The 15,642-nt window shown below is 29.3% G+C and carries 14 protein-coding genes and 1 pseudogene; 10 read left to right on the top strand and 5 right to left on the bottom strand.

Annotation, left to right across the window (positions count from 1 at the left end):
• Window positions 1–4: 4 nt before the first annotated feature.
• Genes FPD38_RS00850 through lepA form a run of 7 tightly spaced genes read left to right on the top strand, consistent with a single transcriptional unit; the run spans window position 5 to window position 8,838 of the window.
• Window positions 5–901, top strand: a complete 897-nt coding sequence (locus tag FPD38_RS00850) for a branched-chain amino acid ABC transporter permease (RefSeq protein ID WP_147554916.1) — start codon at window positions 5–7, stop codon at window positions 899–901.
• Window positions 902–903: 2 nt separating this feature from the next.
• Window positions 904–1,935, top strand: a complete 1,032-nt coding sequence (locus FPD38_RS00845; RefSeq protein ID WP_039665815.1) for a branched-chain amino acid ABC transporter permease — start codon at window positions 904–906, stop codon at window positions 1,933–1,935.
• On the top strand, window positions 1,932–2,702 hold the full coding sequence (locus FPD38_RS00840) for an ABC transporter ATP-binding protein (RefSeq protein ID WP_147554915.1): 771 nt from the start codon (window positions 1,932–1,934) through the stop codon (window positions 2,700–2,702). Before FPD38_RS00845 ends, FPD38_RS00840 begins: the two co-directional genes overlap by 4 nt.
• Window positions 2,689–3,384 (top strand): high-affinity branched-chain amino acid transporter, ATP-binding protein, encoded by a 696-nt coding sequence (locus tag FPD38_RS00835; RefSeq protein ID WP_039665817.1) that lies wholly within the window; start codon window positions 2,689–2,691, stop codon window positions 3,382–3,384. Before FPD38_RS00840 ends, FPD38_RS00835 begins: the two co-directional genes overlap by 14 nt.
• A gap of 2 nt (window positions 3,385–3,386) precedes the next feature.
• Window positions 3,387–6,617 (top strand): c-type cytochrome biogenesis protein CcsB, encoded by a 3,231-nt coding sequence (gene ccsB, locus FPD38_RS00830; RefSeq protein ID WP_147554914.1) that lies wholly within the window; start codon window positions 3,387–3,389, stop codon window positions 6,615–6,617.
• 8 nt (window positions 6,618–6,625) lie between these two features.
• On the top strand, window positions 6,626–7,048 hold the full coding sequence (locus FPD38_RS00825; RefSeq protein WP_147554913.1) for a hypothetical protein: 423 nt from the start codon (window positions 6,626–6,628) through the stop codon (window positions 7,046–7,048).
• Entirely contained in the window at window positions 7,042–8,838 is a 1,797-nt protein-coding gene (gene lepA, locus FPD38_RS00820) for a translation elongation factor 4 (protein WP_147554912.1), read from the top strand. Before FPD38_RS00825 ends, lepA begins: the two co-directional genes overlap by 7 nt.
• An 18-nt stretch (window positions 8,839–8,856) precedes the next feature.
• Here the strand turns inward: lepA and FPD38_RS00815 are convergent, their stop codons facing one another.
• Window positions 8,857–9,477, bottom strand: coding sequence for a hypothetical protein (locus FPD38_RS00815; protein WP_147554911.1), 621 nt, complete (start codon window positions 9,475–9,477; stop codon window positions 8,857–8,859).
• Window positions 9,478–9,742: 265 nt separating this feature from the next.
• On the opposite strand from FPD38_RS00815, the pseudogene FPD38_RS00810 reads away from it, so the two are divergent.
• A pseudogene (locus FPD38_RS00810) lies at window positions 9,743–11,078 on the top strand (MATE family efflux transporter).
• On the opposite strand, the gene FPD38_RS00805 reads toward FPD38_RS00810, so the two are convergent.
• Genes FPD38_RS00805 through thiD form a run of 4 tightly spaced genes read right to left on the bottom strand, consistent with a single transcriptional unit; the run spans window position 11,059 to window position 13,888 of the window.
• Window positions 11,059–11,691 (bottom strand): uroporphyrinogen-III synthase, encoded by a 633-nt coding sequence (locus FPD38_RS00805; protein ID WP_147554910.1) that lies wholly within the window; start codon window positions 11,689–11,691, stop codon window positions 11,059–11,061. The pseudogene FPD38_RS00810 and the gene FPD38_RS00805 sit on opposite strands and share 20 nt — an antisense overlap.
• Before the next feature lie 2 nt (window positions 11,692–11,693).
• Window positions 11,694–12,308, bottom strand: a complete 615-nt coding sequence (gene thiE / locus FPD38_RS00800) for a thiamine phosphate synthase (protein ID WP_147554909.1) — start codon at window positions 12,306–12,308, stop codon at window positions 11,694–11,696.
• On the bottom strand, window positions 12,295–13,074 hold the full coding sequence (gene thiM, locus FPD38_RS00795) for a hydroxyethylthiazole kinase (protein WP_147554908.1): 780 nt from the start codon (window positions 13,072–13,074) through the stop codon (window positions 12,295–12,297). Before thiM ends, thiE begins: the two co-directional genes overlap by 14 nt.
• Window position 13,075: 1 nt before the next feature.
• Window positions 13,076–13,888: a bifunctional hydroxymethylpyrimidine kinase/phosphomethylpyrimidine kinase gene (gene thiD / locus FPD38_RS00790; RefSeq protein ID WP_147554907.1), complete on the bottom strand. Its 813-nt coding sequence runs from the start codon at window positions 13,886–13,888 to the stop codon at window positions 13,076–13,078.
• A 194-nt stretch (window positions 13,889–14,082) separates the two neighbouring features.
• On the opposite strand from thiD, the gene FPD38_RS00785 reads away from it, so the two are divergent.
• Window positions 14,083–14,544 (top strand): low molecular weight protein-tyrosine-phosphatase, encoded by a 462-nt coding sequence (locus FPD38_RS00785; RefSeq protein ID WP_147554906.1) that lies wholly within the window; start codon window positions 14,083–14,085, stop codon window positions 14,542–14,544.
• A gap of 67 nt (window positions 14,545–14,611) precedes the next feature.
• Window positions 14,612–15,642, top strand: a 1,031-nt coding sequence (locus tag FPD38_RS00780) for a PDC sensor domain-containing protein (RefSeq protein ID WP_187153069.1), incomplete at its 3' end; no start/stop codon positions are given.

Raw genomic sequence — 15,642 nt, 5'->3', positions numbered from 1 at the left:
TTCAATGGATAATTCTTTAATTTTACAGCAAATTATAAATGGTTTTAGTTTAGGTAGTATGTATGCACTTATAGCCATAGGTTATACTATGGTTTATGGCGTTTTAAGATTAATCAATTTTGCACATGGTGATATCATGATGGTTGGAGCTTACTCAGCTCTTTTTTGTGTAACTAGCATGAATATTCCTTTTTTGGGAGCTTTATCTTTAGCTATGTTATTTGCGGCTGCTGTAGGTATAGCTATAGATAAGGTTGCCTATAAACCACTTAGAAAAGCACCTAGAATTTCTTTGTTAATTACCGCTATCGGTATTAGTTTTTTAATACAAAATGTTTTTAATGTAGTATTTGGCTCTACCCCAAGATACTTTCCAGTTCCAAGTTATTTAGAAACAGTAATTAATATTAATGATATAAGCATGGGTGCAAATAGTATTTTAGTGCCTATTTTGACTTTTTTTATTTTACTTGTTGTTTTGTATATTCTTTATAAAAGTAAATATGGTATAGCTATTAGAGCATTAGCATTTGATATTCATACAGTAAATTTAATGGGAATTGATGCAAATCGTATTATAGCTATAGTATTTGCATTAGGATCAGCCTTGGCTGCTATAGGTGGAATTTTTTGGGCAGTAAGCTATCCTTCAGTAGAACCTAGCATGGGCACCTTGATAGGCTTAAAAGCCTTTGGTGCCGCTGTTTTAGGTGGTATTGGATCTGTTGCTGGAGCTGTTTTGGGTGGATTGATTATAGGATTTACTGAAGTTGTTGTTGTTGCTCTTTTTCCTGATCTTTCAGGCTTTAAAGATGCTTTTGCATTTATATTTTTAGTATTAATTTTATTATTTAAACCTACTGGAATTTTAGGTATAAATTTTGAAAAAAGCAGGTTTTAACTATGGTTTGTAGAAAAATTACTCATTTGACATTTTTCTTTATTGCTATTGCTATTATTTTTATATCTCCTTATTTTTTAAATGATTACAAACTAGGAATTTTAAGTAATATCGCAATTTTCATTATTTTAGCAGTGAGCTACAATCTCATCAATGGGGTTACAGGTCAATTTTCATTAGAACCAAATGGTTTTGTTGCAATAGGTGCTTATGTAGCTGCTTTAGTTTTACTAACTAGCGAAAGCAAATTAGATCAATTTTCATTAGAAGATCCAAGCAGTTTTATTTTAATGATTCATTCTCCAAGTTTTATCATAGCTTTATTAGCAGCTGGTTTTTGCGCGATGCTTTTATCTTTGATCTTAGCTTTTGCTGTATTTAGAGTTAGAGGAGATTACCTAGCTATTGTCACTTTAGGATTTGGGATTATTATTAAACTTATGGCTATAAATTTTGCCTCCATTACCAATGGATCTTTAGGTTTAAATGATATACCAAAACATACTACTTTGTATTGGAGTGGCGGGATAGCCATCTTTGCTGTTGTTATTATTTTAAATATAGTAAGTTCTAAATTTGGTAGAGCGATGAAAGCTGTTAGAGATGATGAAGATGCAGCTTTAGCTATGGGTATTAATACCTTTAAAATCAAAACTTTAGCATTTAGCACTTCAGCCTTTTTAGAGGGCGTTGGCGGAGCTTTATTAGCTTGCGCTTTAGCTTCTGTTTCTCCAGAACAATTTGACTTTTTATTTACTTTTCAACTTCTAATCATTATAGTCTTAGGAGGCTTAGGTTCTACAACAGGAGCTATTATAGGAACTATTTTAGTCATTGGTGGCAGTGAATATTTAAGATTTTTAGATGAAAGTATGAATATTTTTGGCTATGAAACACCTGCTATGCCAGGTCTTAGAATGGTCATTTTTTCTATAATATTAATTTTAGTCATGCTTTTTGCAAGAAAAGGTATTATGGGCGATAAAGAACTTACTCATTTTCTATTTAAGTTTTCTAAAAGGAATAAAAAATGATTTTAGAACTTAAAAATATTCATAAAAATTTTGGTGGAGTTGCAGCTATAGTAGATACTTCATTTTCCATTAAAGAAGGTGAAATTTTTGGTCTTATAGGTCCAAATGGAGCAGGAAAAACTACCCTTTTTAACATCATCACTGGCAATTATAAACCAAGCAGCGGTGAAGTTTTTTTTCTAGATAAAAAGATCGATCATTTAAAACCTCATAAAATCGTACATTTGGGTATAGCAAGAACCTTTCAAAATATAAGACTTTTCTCAAGTATGAGTGTTTTAGAAAATGTTTTAATTGGATTTGATCAAAGTATCAAATATGGAATTTTGGAAGCATTTTTACATTTAGGAAGATTTAAAAATCAAGAAAAAATAGCCAAAGAATCCGCCTATGAAATACTAGAACAACTAAATATAGCTGATTTGGCAGATGAAAATGCTACTAGTTTAAGCTATGGACAACAAAGAAAAGTTGAAATTGCAAGAGCTCTAGCAACCAATCCAAAATTATTATTGCTTGATGAGCCTGCTGCGGGTATGAATTCTACAGAAAGCGATGATCTTGCACAATTAATTTTTGACATTAGAGATCATAAAAAAATAAGTGTTTTATTAATAGAACATGATATGAAATTTGTAAATAAACTTTGTGATAAAGTTATGGTGCTTGATTATGGCAAGACTATATTTGAAGGAAAACCAACAGATGCTGTGTTAAATCCTGAAGTTATTAATGCTTATTTAGGAGATTTTAATGCTAGTTGTTAAAGATCTGCATGTTTATTATGGCTTAATTGAAGCTGTTAAGGGTATTGATTTTACTATTAATACTGGAAGCATTGTAAGCTTAATAGGCTCTAATGGTGCTGGAAAAACTTCAACTTTAAATGCAATGTTAAATTGTGTTAAAAAAACAGGTGAAGTAAATTTTTTAGGTTATGACACTCAAAGACATTTACCTCATACTTTGGTTCAAAAAGGCATAGCTTTGGTTCCTGAAGGTAGAAGAGTGTTTATAAATTTAACTATTGAAGAAAATTTAAAAATAGGTGCATTTAATAATGCTGAAAATTATGAACATTTAAAAAATCAAATGTATAAACTTTTTCCAAGATTAAAAGATAAAAAAAATGCTCTTGCAGGAACCTTAAGCGGTGGCGAGGCTCAAATGCTTGCTATTTCAAGGGCTCTTATGAGCGAACCAAAACTTTTAATGCTCGATGAACCTTCTTTGGGCCTTGCTCCAAAAATAGTTGGAGAAGTATTTGACATCATAGTTAAACTTAAAGAAGAAGGTATTACAATTTTACTTGTAGAACAAAATGCATTTTCTGCACTTAAAATTAGCGATTATGCTTATGTTTTAGAAAATGGTAAAATCGCTATGCATGCGCCTGCTAAAGATCTTATTGGAAATGATGAGATAAGGAAAAAATATCTAGGAGCTTAAATTTGAAAAATCAACTTCTAACTTTTGGTAATATTAAAATCTCAATATTTTTATTTTTACTTTTTGCCCTATTTTGCGCTTTAGCTACTTTTATAGAAAGTGTATACGGCACACCAACAGCTTGGGCTATGATTTATGGGACATCTTGGTTTGGCTTTATACAACTTCTATTAGGACTTAATCTTTTAGCAGCCATTTTCAAATACAAGATGTTAAATAAGAAAAAAATACCTCTTTTTATTTTTCACATCTCTTTTTTATTGATATTGTTTGGTTCTGCACTTACTAGATATGCGGGTTTTGAAGGAAATTTACACATTAGAGAAAATGAAAAAAACAATATCATAGAAACATCAAAAAGTTATATTTATATTGCCACTTTAATGGATGATAAAGTTTATAGTGCTTCAAAATCTGAATACATTTCTATTTTACCATTTGTGAATAATTTTTCTTTTGATCTAATCTTACCTCAAGATAAAGTTACCGTTACTTATAAAAATTTAATCTTAGATGCTAAAGAAGTTTATAAAGAAGATGCTAATGCATCTGCTCTTTTATCTTTAATGATTTCTCAAAACAATCAAGCAAAAGAATTTACATTTCAAGCAGGAGAAATTCAAACCATTGATGGAGTAAATATAGCCTTTTTAAATGATGAAGTTAGCAAACCTTATATAAAAATAGATAAAAATTTAAATCTTAGCTCTAGCATGGATTTAAAATTTATGTCTATGAGTGATGGTAAAGAAAGCATTTTAAAAGCTTTTAAAACCGCAGATGCTAAAGATAAAAGATTATATTCTTTTAATAATGCAAATTTGGTTGTTAAATTTGCTTCTTTAAGTGGTATAAAAACTTTAGAAGGAATTAATGCTGCACAAGATGAGAGTTTTTTAACTTGGTTTAAAACAAGCTGGATTGAATTGGGAAGAAATGCTTTAATATCTTTATTTGGCGAGGCAAAAAATTGGAATAATCCTATTTTAAATAATTTTAAAGATTTTGCTCAAAGCACAAAATATATGCCAACCCAACTTTCTAATAATACTATAAATGCCTTAAATTTAAGCATCACTTATAAAGGTGAAACCAAGGAAGTATTTTTAATCGAATACAATTCTCCTTTGCGCATAGATATAGCAAATCAAGCATTCTTCTTAAGATGGGGACCTAAAGGATATGAAATGCCATTTGAAATGTATTTAAAAGATTTTGAATTAGCACGCTATCCTGGTTCAATGTCTCCGATGTCTTATGCAAGCTATGTTGAAGTAAATAATAAAGATGAAAAATTTGATTATAAAATTTTTATGAATAATGTGCTTGATTATGAAGGTTTTAGATTTTATCAAAGCTCTTATGATCAAGATGAACAAGGCACAATATTATCGGTTAATAAAGATCCTGGTAAGATTCCTACTTATATAGGATATTTTTTATTGACTTTAGGTATGTTTTTAAATATTTTAAATCCTCATTCAAGATTTAGAACTCTTGCTAAAATGATTAATCAAGATTCATTGAAAAAAACAGCTATGGTTTTATTTTTTACCTGTTTTTTACTAAACACGCAAAAGATCTATGCAATAGAACCAATTAAAGTAGATGAGCAGCATGCTAAAGAATTATCTACCTTAGTCGTTCAAAAACCCGATGGAAGAATGGTTCCGTTTAATACTTTAGCAACAGAAGTATTGGAAAAAATTTACAAAAGTACTAATTATCAAAACCAAAGCCCTGAAGCAACTATTATTTCTATGATATTTGATGGATCTGCTTGGTATGATAAAAAAATAATTTTTATGCCAAGAAATAAAATTATTAACGAGCAAATTTGTGAAATTTTAGGGCTAGAGCCTACTGATTATGCTAGCTTTAAAGATTTTTTCACAACTAAAAATTATAAACTACAAAAATATGTAGAAAGTGCAAATAGAAAAAATCCAAATAGAAGAAATATATTAGATAAAGAAATTATCAAGCTTGATGAAAGAGTAAATATACTTAATCTAATTTTTTCTGGTGAAATTTTCAAATTTATACCTTTGCAAAATAGCACCAACAACCAATGGATTTCTTTTTACCAAGCTTATGTGGGATTAAAAGATGAAGAAGGTTTAGTGGTAAAAAAATTATTAGAAGATTATTTTAACGCAGTAGAATTTTCTATAAAAAATAATAATTGGCAAAATGCAAATGTTGCATTAAATGAAATTAAAAATTACCAAGATAAATATGGGCACGAAGTCATGCCGAGTTTGAAAAAACTTAATACAGAAATTTTCTTTAATAAAAGTGAAATTTTTGTAAATTTAGCTCCATTGTATTTATTCGCAGGATTTTTACTTTTAGTCATTGTTTTTGTAAAAATGCTTATGCCAAAAGTTCGTATAGATTTTGCTTTTAAATTTGTATATGTTGTTAATATTATTGCATTTTTTATACATACACTAGGACTAGCATTACGCTGGTATATAGCAGGTAGAGCTCCTTGGAGTAATGCTTATGAAAGTATGGTTTATATTGCTTGGGCTTTATCACTATCTGGAATTTTCTTTTCAAGAAAAAGTCCTATTGCGCTTTCTTTAACTTCGATTTTAGCAGGTGTAACCTTAGGTGTGGCTCATCTTAGTCAAATGGATCCGCAAATTACCAATTTAGTTCCCGTTTTACAATCATATTGGCTAACTATACATGTTTCTGTAATTACTGCTAGTTATGGATTTTTAGGCTTATGTGTATTGCTTGGAATTTTTGTTTTAATTTTATTTTGCATGCTCAAAGCAAATGGAAAACATAATGAAAACATATTAAGAAATATAACAGAAGCTACAAGAATCAATGAAATGGCTATGATTTTGGGACTATGCTTATTAACTGTTGGAAATTTCTTAGGAGCAATATGGGCTAATGAAAGCTGGGGAAGATATTGGAGCTGGGATTCTAAAGAAACTTGGGCTTTAATTAGTATATTAACTTATGCAGCAATTTTACACATCCGTTTAGTTCCAAAATGGTCTAATCAATATACTTTTGCAATCTGCTCTATGTTTGCTTATTGGGTTATTATTATGACTTATTTTGGAGTTAATTATTTCTTAACTGGAATGCATTCTTATGCGGCAGGAGATGCAGTTAAAATTCCAAATTATGTATATTGGAGCTTTATTTTTATGCTTATTTTAAGCATAGCAAGCTATTTTAAAAAATCTTATGCTAAAAAATTATAAGGGTAAATATGAGTATTTTTGCAATAGTTTTGATTTTAATTTTGTTGATTATTTTGATATTTGGCATAGTAGTATTAATATATTTTAACCATAAAAATAAAAATTCAAAGCGACAAGATACCAAATCTAGTATTAGAATCAGTGGTATAGAAGATTTTATTGCAAAAGCAAATTCAGCTAAAAATTCTCAAACCATACAAGAACTGATTTTGCAATTTTTAAATTCACAAAAACTCACAAGCAATCCTAAGGACTCTAACACAAAAAGAAAGCTTGATTTTGTAAGTGCAATATCAGCTAATGCTAATGCAACTCCAAAAAATATCTCTTTTTTAAATAATGAATTAAAAAAAAGATATAGCTCTTTAAAAAAAGAAATAGATGCTTATGAGCAAATTGGTCTTGCTAAAAGAAAAATGAGAGAATCTTGATGAAAAACATTAGAAATTTCTCAATCATAGCTCATATTGATCATGGAAAAAGCACGCTAGCTGATAGAATTATTAGTGAATGTGGTGCGATTAGCGATAGATTAATGAGTAATCAAGTTATGGATACTATGGATATAGAAAAAGAACGCGGTATTACCATTAAAGCTCAATCGGTGCGTCTAAACTATACTTATAATAATGAAGAGTATATACTAAATTTAATTGATACTCCTGGTCATGTGGATTTTTCCTATGAAGTTAGTAGATCTTTAGCAAGCTGCGAAGGGGCCTTACTTGTAGTAGATGCTTCACAAGGAGTTGAAGCACAAACCATAGCAAATGTTTATATAGCATTAGAAAATAATCTTGAAATAATCCCTGTTATAAATAAAATCGATTTATCATCAGCTGATGTTGAAAAAGTAAAGCACGAAATTGAACATATTATCGGGATAGATTGCAAAGATGCAATTTGCGTGAGTGCTAAAACCGGGGTTGGTATTAAAGAACTTATAGAAACTATCATTACAAAAATACCAGCACCAAAAACCGATGATGAAGCTCCTGTTAAAGCTTTAATTTATGATTCTTGGTTTGATAATTATTTAGGAGCTTTAGCTTTGGTTAGAGTTTATAAGGGAAGTATTTCCAAAAATGAAGAAGTATTAATAATGAGCACAGATAAAAGACATATTGTGCAAGATTTATTTTACCCACATCCTTTAAACCCCATAAAAACCAAATCATTGCAATCAGGTGAAGTTGGTGTAATCGTTCTTGGACTTAAAAATGTCGCAGATGTTCAAGTTGGAGATACCATAACCTTAACTAAAAATAAAGCAAAAGAGGCTATAGGAGGTTTTGAAAAAGCTAAAGCTTTTGTTTTTGCAGGATTATATCCTATAGAAACTGATAAATTTGAAGATCTAAGAGATGCGCTTGATAAATTAAAACTAAATGATAGCTCTATAACTTACGAACCTGAAACCTCTTTGGCTTTAGGATTTGGTTTTAGAGTTGGCTTTTTAGGACTTTTGCATATGGAGGTTATCAAAGAAAGACTAGAGCGTGAATTTAATCTTGATTTGATTGCAACAGCTCCTACTGTTACTTATGAAATTTATCAAACTGATGGAGAAATCTTAAAAATTCAAAATCCAAGCGAATTACCTCCCGTAAATAAAATCGATCATATTAAAGAACCTTATGTCAAAGCTACCATTATAACCCCTAGTGAATTTTTAGGAAATTTAATTACTCTTTTAAATCGCAAACGGGGTATGCAAGTAAAAATGGATTATATCACTCCTGAGCGTGTTTTGCTTGAATATGATATACCTTTAAATGAAATAGTTATGGATTTTTATGACAAATTAAAATCTTTAACCAAAGGCTATGCAAGTTTTGATTATGAGCCTATAGAATTTAGAATAGGTGATTTGGTAAAACTTGATATCAAAGTAGCTGGGGAAAATGTAGATGCGCTAAGTATAATAGTGCCAAATGAAAAAGCTTTAAGCAAAGGAAGAGAATTGGTAAAAGCTATGAAAGAAATAGTCCCTAGACAACTTTTTGAAGTAGCTATACAAGCAAGTATAGGTAATAAAATCATAGCCAGAGAAAATGTAAAATCCATGGGGAAAAATGTAACAGCAAAATGCTATGGTGGTGATATCACAAGAAAAAGAAAACTTCTTGAAAAACAAAAAGAAGGTAAAAAGAGAATGAAAGCCATTGGCAAGGTTCATTTACCTCAAGAAGCATTTTTAAGTGTTTTAAAAATTGACTAATCCCTAGAATACTAGGGATTATGCATTGATATCTAAAGAATTTCCACCCAATTGGTTAATCTTTTGAGTTACCTTTTCAATAGCTTTATCAATAGTTTGATAGCTGATATCAGGAAGCTTGCCACCCCACATTTTTTCTGCTTGCTCAAATCCTGTTTTTAATCCTTCTAAACCTTTTTGGAGTTTTTCTACATCATCTCCGGCTCCATTGATAACAAAATCAGCCAATCTTTGAGAAGTTTTTGCTATACCAAAAAATCCATCCTCACTAACAAGTTCTTTAGCCTCATCACTAGTTAGGCTAAAAATATCCTTGCCTTCATACCCTATTGCCTTAAAATCTATACCAGAAAGAACAGAAGATAAAGGATTGTTTGAATTTGCTAAACCTGCTATGTTAGCTTGTGAAAAGCTATTTGCTGAACTCATACTTAAAGTTTGTTGCATAAAACTCATGGTATAAAGCTCAGTGATGCCTTTTCCGCCTAAACTTGCAAGCTTATCAAGTTTTTCTTTGTCAATATCCTTTGTGCTATTTGCACTTTTGGTATTAGTATCTTCAAGTTTTGTATTCAAATCAGCCTTCCTATTGCTAACTTGTGACTCCACAGCCACTCTAGAATACGAATTTATTTGCATCCTTGCTCCTTTTGTTGTGGGTTTATGAAAATCGGTAAAAATCATTTAAAATTTATATTAAGTTGTATATAAATAATTTTACAATATAATACTTACATTATTTTAACAAATAGGATTTTTAAAATTTAGGTGATATATGTTTTTTGCAACTCTTTTTGTAATAACTTTGATGCTATATTTTAAAGATACTATAGAGGATATTGAAAGTCTTTATTAGCTTTATTTGTTTTTTAAAAAAATTAAACAAACATTAATAAGGAATTTCATGTCGATACATAATTTTTACACTTCATCAAACCCCACTAAGTTATTTTTTAAATGTGCATTGCCTAATATGGCTAGCGCAGCTTTTATATATCTTTATATAATTATTGATGGAATTTTTGTTGGTAGATATCTTGGAGTAGATGCTTTAGCAGCTATGAATTTAGTGATGCCTTTTATTATGATTAGTTTTGCATTAGCAGATATGATAGCCATAGGATCGTCTGTACAAATTTCTATCAATCTAGGAAAAGGAAAAATAGAACAAGCAAGAAGAATTTTTTCTTTTTGTCTTTTATTGATTTTTATCATTTCATGTTTTATGGGAATTTTAGGCTTTTTTCTTGCAAATTCTTTAAGCAAACTCATGGGAGCAAGTGAACATATACAAATTTTATCCACTCAATATATGCAAATTTTTGCACTTTTTGCACCAGCTACTATGCTTTCTTTTGCACTTGATAATTACTTAAGAATTTGCGGAAAAACTTTTTATAGTATGATGGTAAATATCATCATAGCTTTAAGTAATATTATTTTAGATTGGCTTTTTATTGTAGTTTTTGGATGGGGACTTTTTTCAGCTGCATTAGCAACATGCATAGGTATGTTTTTGGGCACTATACTAGGTTTTATCCCATTTATATTTAAAAATCTTATTTTAAAATTTAAAAAACCTCTGATAAATTTTAATATACTAAAAAGCATTCTTTATAATGGTTCTTCTGAATTTTTCTCAAATATTTCAAGTTCAATTTACACTATACTTGCTAATGCTATCTTGTTAAAAATAGCAGGTAATAATGCTTTGGCAGCATTTTCTATTATACTTTATTTAAGCACCTTTGTTTTTATACTTGTTATAGCAATGTGTGATGCGATGCAACCAGCTATAAGCTATAATTATGGACACAAAAACCTAAAAAGAATTCAAGATATTTTCAAAAGAATGTTTTTTGCTTCTTTTTTCATTGGAATTTTTACATTTTTATGCGTTTATTTTTACAATGATTTTATCGTTAAAATTTTTAACAAAGACAATAATCAAGAATTTTTTCACATAGCACAAAATGCACTTTTGATTTTTTCTTTTTCTTTTTTATTGAGTTGGTTTGGTAAATTTTGTGCTTCGTTTTTTACAGCACTAGATAAACCTTTGCTTTCTTTGAGTATTTCAATCATACAAAGTTTAATTTTACCTTTTATATTTATTTATGCGTTGTCTTATTTTTTTTGGTTTAAATGGTATATGGACAGCTTCTATAGTCAGTGAAATTTGTGTGATTTTTATAGCTTATTTTATATTACGCAAAAGTTTTAAAAATCTAAACTTTTAGCCAAGTTAATGCAAGAATTTAAATCTTGCTCTTGGCAAATATATAAATTTTTAAAATGTTTTAACTTTTTAGCTGTTTTTTCACCTATAACTACGATCTTATCTTCTGTTTTTAACTCATAAAATTTTAAGAAATTATCCACGCTAGAAGGAGCACTAAAAACAAAAACAGCAGGATGATTTAAGGATATATTTTGAGAGTTTAGAGGAATATTTTCATACACTATTTTTTGAGTAAGATTTATATTAGAATTTAACAAAATTTCATCTAAACTAGAGCTAATTTTTTTTGCTCTTAGATATAGACATTTCTTATTTTTAAACTCATTTAAAAATTCATAAGCTAAATTTTCTCCATAAGCTTTGCTTGGATATTTTACATTTTTAAAACCAAGTTCTTTGGCTAATTTTGCACTTTTAAACCCCACAGTATATAAATTAATATCCCAATTTATATCAAAATCACTTTGCATTAAAGCTTTAAGAGCATTTTTAGAACTAATAATCAAACAATCAAATTCATACAAATTAACACAAAAATCACAAAATCTAATCTCGCTTAAAACGATATTTTCCACACCTGTAAATTCTTGCGTTCCTATAAAATAAACCATACCTATAAACTCTCAAAAGCTTTTTTTAGCTCAAATACACTTTTACTTGGATCTTTAGCATCTATTATAGCTCTAATTACTGCTACCCCGTTTATAGCAATACCTTTAAGTAAAGAAATATTTGTATGATCGATACCGCCAATTGCCACTACTGGCAAAGGACTTAAATTTACAATCTCTTTTAAGCCATCAATCCCAAGCACTATACATTCTTTCTTACTAGGAGTTGGAAAAACCGCACCAACTCCTATATAATCAGCTTTTTGCAAATTTACCAGCTCACTTTTATGATTAATTGTCAATCCTATTATTTTCTCATCTCCTAAAATTTGTCTAGCTATTTTTAAAGGTAAATCTTTTTGGCCAATATGCACCCCACTAGCATCCACTGCTAAAGCGATATCAATCCTATCATTAATTAAAAATAGAACTTTAAACTCATCACATAATCTTTTTACTTTTAATGCTAAATTATAAAATTCTAAAGTATTGAGTTCTTTTTCTCTAAGTTGGACTATATTCACTCCTGCCTTAAGTGCTTCTTTTATGATATTTAAAAATTTATCTTCGCTTTTTTGCTCTTTACTTGCGACTAAATAAATTTTATATGAGTTCATATTTAGCCTTGTTTTTAATATCTTCATCACTAATATTGCTTAGTTCATCAAGCAAATTCATCCTAAAGCTCCCTGTGCCTTTGGAATTTATTTGTGCTAACTCACAAACTATATTAAAACTAAGCATAGCATATAAGCTTGCTTGAAATTTATCTTCTATCGCCCCAGCAAATACTCCGCACACAGAAGCACACATACAACCTGCTCCGGTAATTTTAGTAGCCATGATAGAACCATTATAAATTTTTGCAATTTTATCTTTTGAAATGATAAAATCAATCTCACCAGTTACTACTAAAATTCTATCAGTATTTTGAGTGTATTCTTGAGCTTTTTGTAAAAAATCATCATTGATTATAAAAGTATTGTCTGCTCCTTTTGCTTTACCATCTAAACCAATAATGCTTGCAATCTCTGAAGCATTTGCTTTAATAATGCTAATTTTATTTGATAATAATTTGCTATTAATCTCATTTCTTGCACAAGTAACACCCATTGCAACAGGATCAAGAATAATAGCTTTATTTAATTTTTCATAATAAGCTACACTTTCATACATTGACTTAGCCACTCTTTCATTAATCGTGCCTGTATTTAAAACCAAACAATTAGAAATTTTAGAAAATTCTTCTTGTTCTTTGTCAAAATCAGTCATTATAGGGCTAGCACCTAAAGCTATAGTAGCATTTGCACAATCATTTGCTGTTACATAATTTGTCATATGATGGATTAAAGGTTTTATTTGTCTTATTTTTGCAATATACATTTTATTCTCTATCAAATTTAAAAAAATGATTTGTAGGGCCACAACCCTTGCCAAGCGCTAAAGAATTTAAAATAGCACCATAAACATATTCTTTAGCCAAAGCTATAGCTTGATATTTGTTTTTCCCAAGAGCTAAATTACTTGCTATAGCAGAACTAAGCGTACATCCTGTGCCATGAGTATTTTTAGTATCAATCTTTTCACCTTTAAAGATGCTAAATTCTTTCCCATCATAAAAAACATCATTAGTATTTTCTTTACTATGACCACCTTTTATCAAAACACTTTTAGCACCATAATCAAAAAGTTTTAAAGCTGCTTTTTTCATATCTTCTTCATTATAAATTTTAAAATCACATAAAAATTCAGCCTCAGGGATATTAGGAGTAAGCACATCTGCTAATGAAAGAATTTCATCTTTAAAAAATTGACAATTTTCCAAAGGCATTAAAGCATAGCCATTTTTAGCAAACATCACAGGATCAATTACTATATTTTCACATTCAAAACGAAGTAAATTTTCTTTTACACAACTTATAATCTCTTTAGAACCAAGCATACCAATTTTTACAGCTTTAGGAACAATATCTTCATAAATTGCTAGCATTTGTTCATCTATATTTTTTTTAGGTATATCAAAACAAGAAATAACCCTAGCAGTATTTTCAGCTACCACGCTTAACACTACGCTCATTCCAAACAAACCATGAGCACTAAAAGTTTTTAAATCAGCTTGTAATCCAGCTCCACCACTGCAATCACTGCCTGCTATGGTAAGAATTGGAATTTTTGTTTTAGTTTGTGCTTGTATCATTTTTTATCCTTACATTTAAAATAAGGAAATTTTTTGCAAGAATTTCAAAGTTTGCATTATCAAACTTCTCAAGGGTCGAAGCCAAACTTCCTCTCAGCAAAAAGCTCCCCAATAATTAAAAATTATACCTTAGTAATTTTAAATTATCCAAAACTATTGTTATAATTTTAAAAATATATATTTTAGGAAATTTAATGATTAAAATTGTTTTTGTATGTCTAGGAAACATTTGTCGCTCACCTATGGCTGAATTTATTATGAAAGATATAGTTCAAAACGCAAATTTAGAGCATCTTTTTAGTATATCTAGCGCAGGAACTTCAGGCTATCATGATGGTGAAGACATGCATTATAAAACCAAAGCCTTATTAAAAAGTAAAAATATCAAAGCTCATAATTTTTGTAGTCAAAAATTAACACAAAAAATGTGCAATGAAAATGATTATATCTTTGTCATGGATAATTCTAATTTTGAAGAAGTTCTTAAAAATTTTCCACAACATAAACATAAAATTCAAAAAATTACAAACTACACGCCAAATTTAGCATATACTGAAGTTCCAGATCCTTGGTATAGTGGAAATTTTGATGAAACTTACTCAATCCTCTCACATGCATGTAAGAATATATTTGATTTGTTAAAAAAAGATTTTTAAATTCAAAAAAATATTATTATTTTTGATATAATCTTTAGTCTAATAAAAATTTTATGAAAGGTTTTCAATGAAAAGCATCAAGCTAAAAATTTCATTAATTTCTAATATAATAGCCGTTATATGTCTTGTTATATTGGGTATTATTACTTTTATCTTTACCGAGGACGCTATAACCAATGAAGTGGTAAAAGCTGAAATAAACTATGTAAAAACCGCTGAAAAATCTATGAGGGATTTTAAAAACTATAATGTCCGCTCTTTAGAAAAATTAGCCCAAGCTATCACAAGATATTCTTATGAGGAATTAAACACTCAAGATAAACTTATGCGTAATGTGGGTAAAATCTTAAAGTCTTTTAGAGATGCAGGAGATTTCTTAGCAGTTTATATAGCACAAACCAATGGAGAACTAATCGTAAGCGATCCAGATAGCGACAGCAAAGGTTTAGAATATGGAATTTATGGTAAAGCAGATAATTACGATGCTACAACTAGAGAATTTTATATAGAAGCATTGAAAAAAAATGGATTGTATATAACTGCTGCATATATAGATGCTACTACAGGATTGCCTTGCTTTACTTATGCTATGCCATTATATAAAGACAATAAACTAATTGGTATTTTAGCAATTGATATTTTAGTAGATGATTTACAAAAAGATTTTAGCGAACTACCAGGCAATACTTTTGTATTTGATAGAGAACATAATGTTTTTGCTTCAACTGATAAAAAATTACTCGGAGAAAAAAATCCAGACATTCTAACTATAGGAAAATCTCATCAGCAAACAGGAGATTATAATCTTTTTTCTTACACTAGCAAAAACAAAGAGAAAAAATTTGCCATTTGTACTAAAATTGATGAATATACTATTTGTGCTAGCGAAGATTCTGAACTTATAGAACGCCCTGCACTAAACATTGCTTATATTCAAACAATTATAGTGATTTTCACAAGTATCATTAGCATCATCCTACTCTACTTCATCATATCACGCTATTTATCACCTTTAGAAAAAATCCAATCAGGCCTTAACTCATTCTTTGACTTTATTAATCATAAAACCAAAGATTCTAAACTCATAGATGTAAAAAC

Origin of the sequence: Campylobacter volucris (assembly GCF_008011665.1) — a bacterium.
GTDB classification, from domain to species: domain Bacteria; phylum Campylobacterota; class Campylobacteria; order Campylobacterales; family Campylobacteraceae; genus Campylobacter_D; species Campylobacter_D volucris_A.
Note: the sequence above shows the minus strand (reverse complement) of the source record. Positions and strands in the feature narration are given on the sequence as shown.

Excerpts from the sequence above, each read along its gene's own strand:
- FPD38_RS00850 (WP_147554916.1), top strand. The coding sequence starts at position 5 with ATGGATAATTCTTTAATTTTACAGCAAATTATAAATGGTTTTAGTTTA.
- FPD38_RS00845 (WP_039665815.1), top strand. The coding sequence starts at position 904 with ATGGTTTGTAGAAAAATTACTCATTTGACATTTTTCTTTATTGCTATT.
- FPD38_RS00840 (WP_147554915.1), top strand. The coding sequence starts at position 1,932 with ATGATTTTAGAACTTAAAAATATTCATAAAAATTTTGGTGGAGTTGCA.
- FPD38_RS00835 (WP_039665817.1), top strand. The coding sequence starts at position 2,689 with ATGCTAGTTGTTAAAGATCTGCATGTTTATTATGGCTTAATTGAAGCT.
- FPD38_RS00825 (WP_147554913.1), top strand. The coding sequence starts at position 6,626 with ATGAGTATTTTTGCAATAGTTTTGATTTTAATTTTGTTGATTATTTTG.
- FPD38_RS00815 (WP_147554911.1), bottom strand. The coding sequence starts at position 9,477 with ATGCAAATAAATTCGTATTCTAGAGTGGCTGTGGAGTCACAAGTTAGC.
- FPD38_RS00805 (WP_147554910.1), bottom strand. The coding sequence starts at position 11,691 with ATGGTTTATTTTATAGGAACGCAAGAATTTACAGGTGTGGAAAATATC.
- thiE (WP_147554909.1), bottom strand. The coding sequence starts at position 12,308 with ATGAACTCATATAAAATTTATTTAGTCGCAAGTAAAGAGCAAAAAAGC.
- thiM (WP_147554908.1), bottom strand. The coding sequence starts at position 13,074 with ATGTATATTGCAAAAATAAGACAAATAAAACCTTTAATCCATCATATG.
- thiD (WP_147554907.1), bottom strand. The coding sequence starts at position 13,888 with ATGATACAAGCACAAACTAAAACAAAAATTCCAATTCTTACCATAGCA.
- FPD38_RS00785 (WP_147554906.1), top strand. The coding sequence starts at position 14,083 with ATGATTAAAATTGTTTTTGTATGTCTAGGAAACATTTGTCGCTCACCT.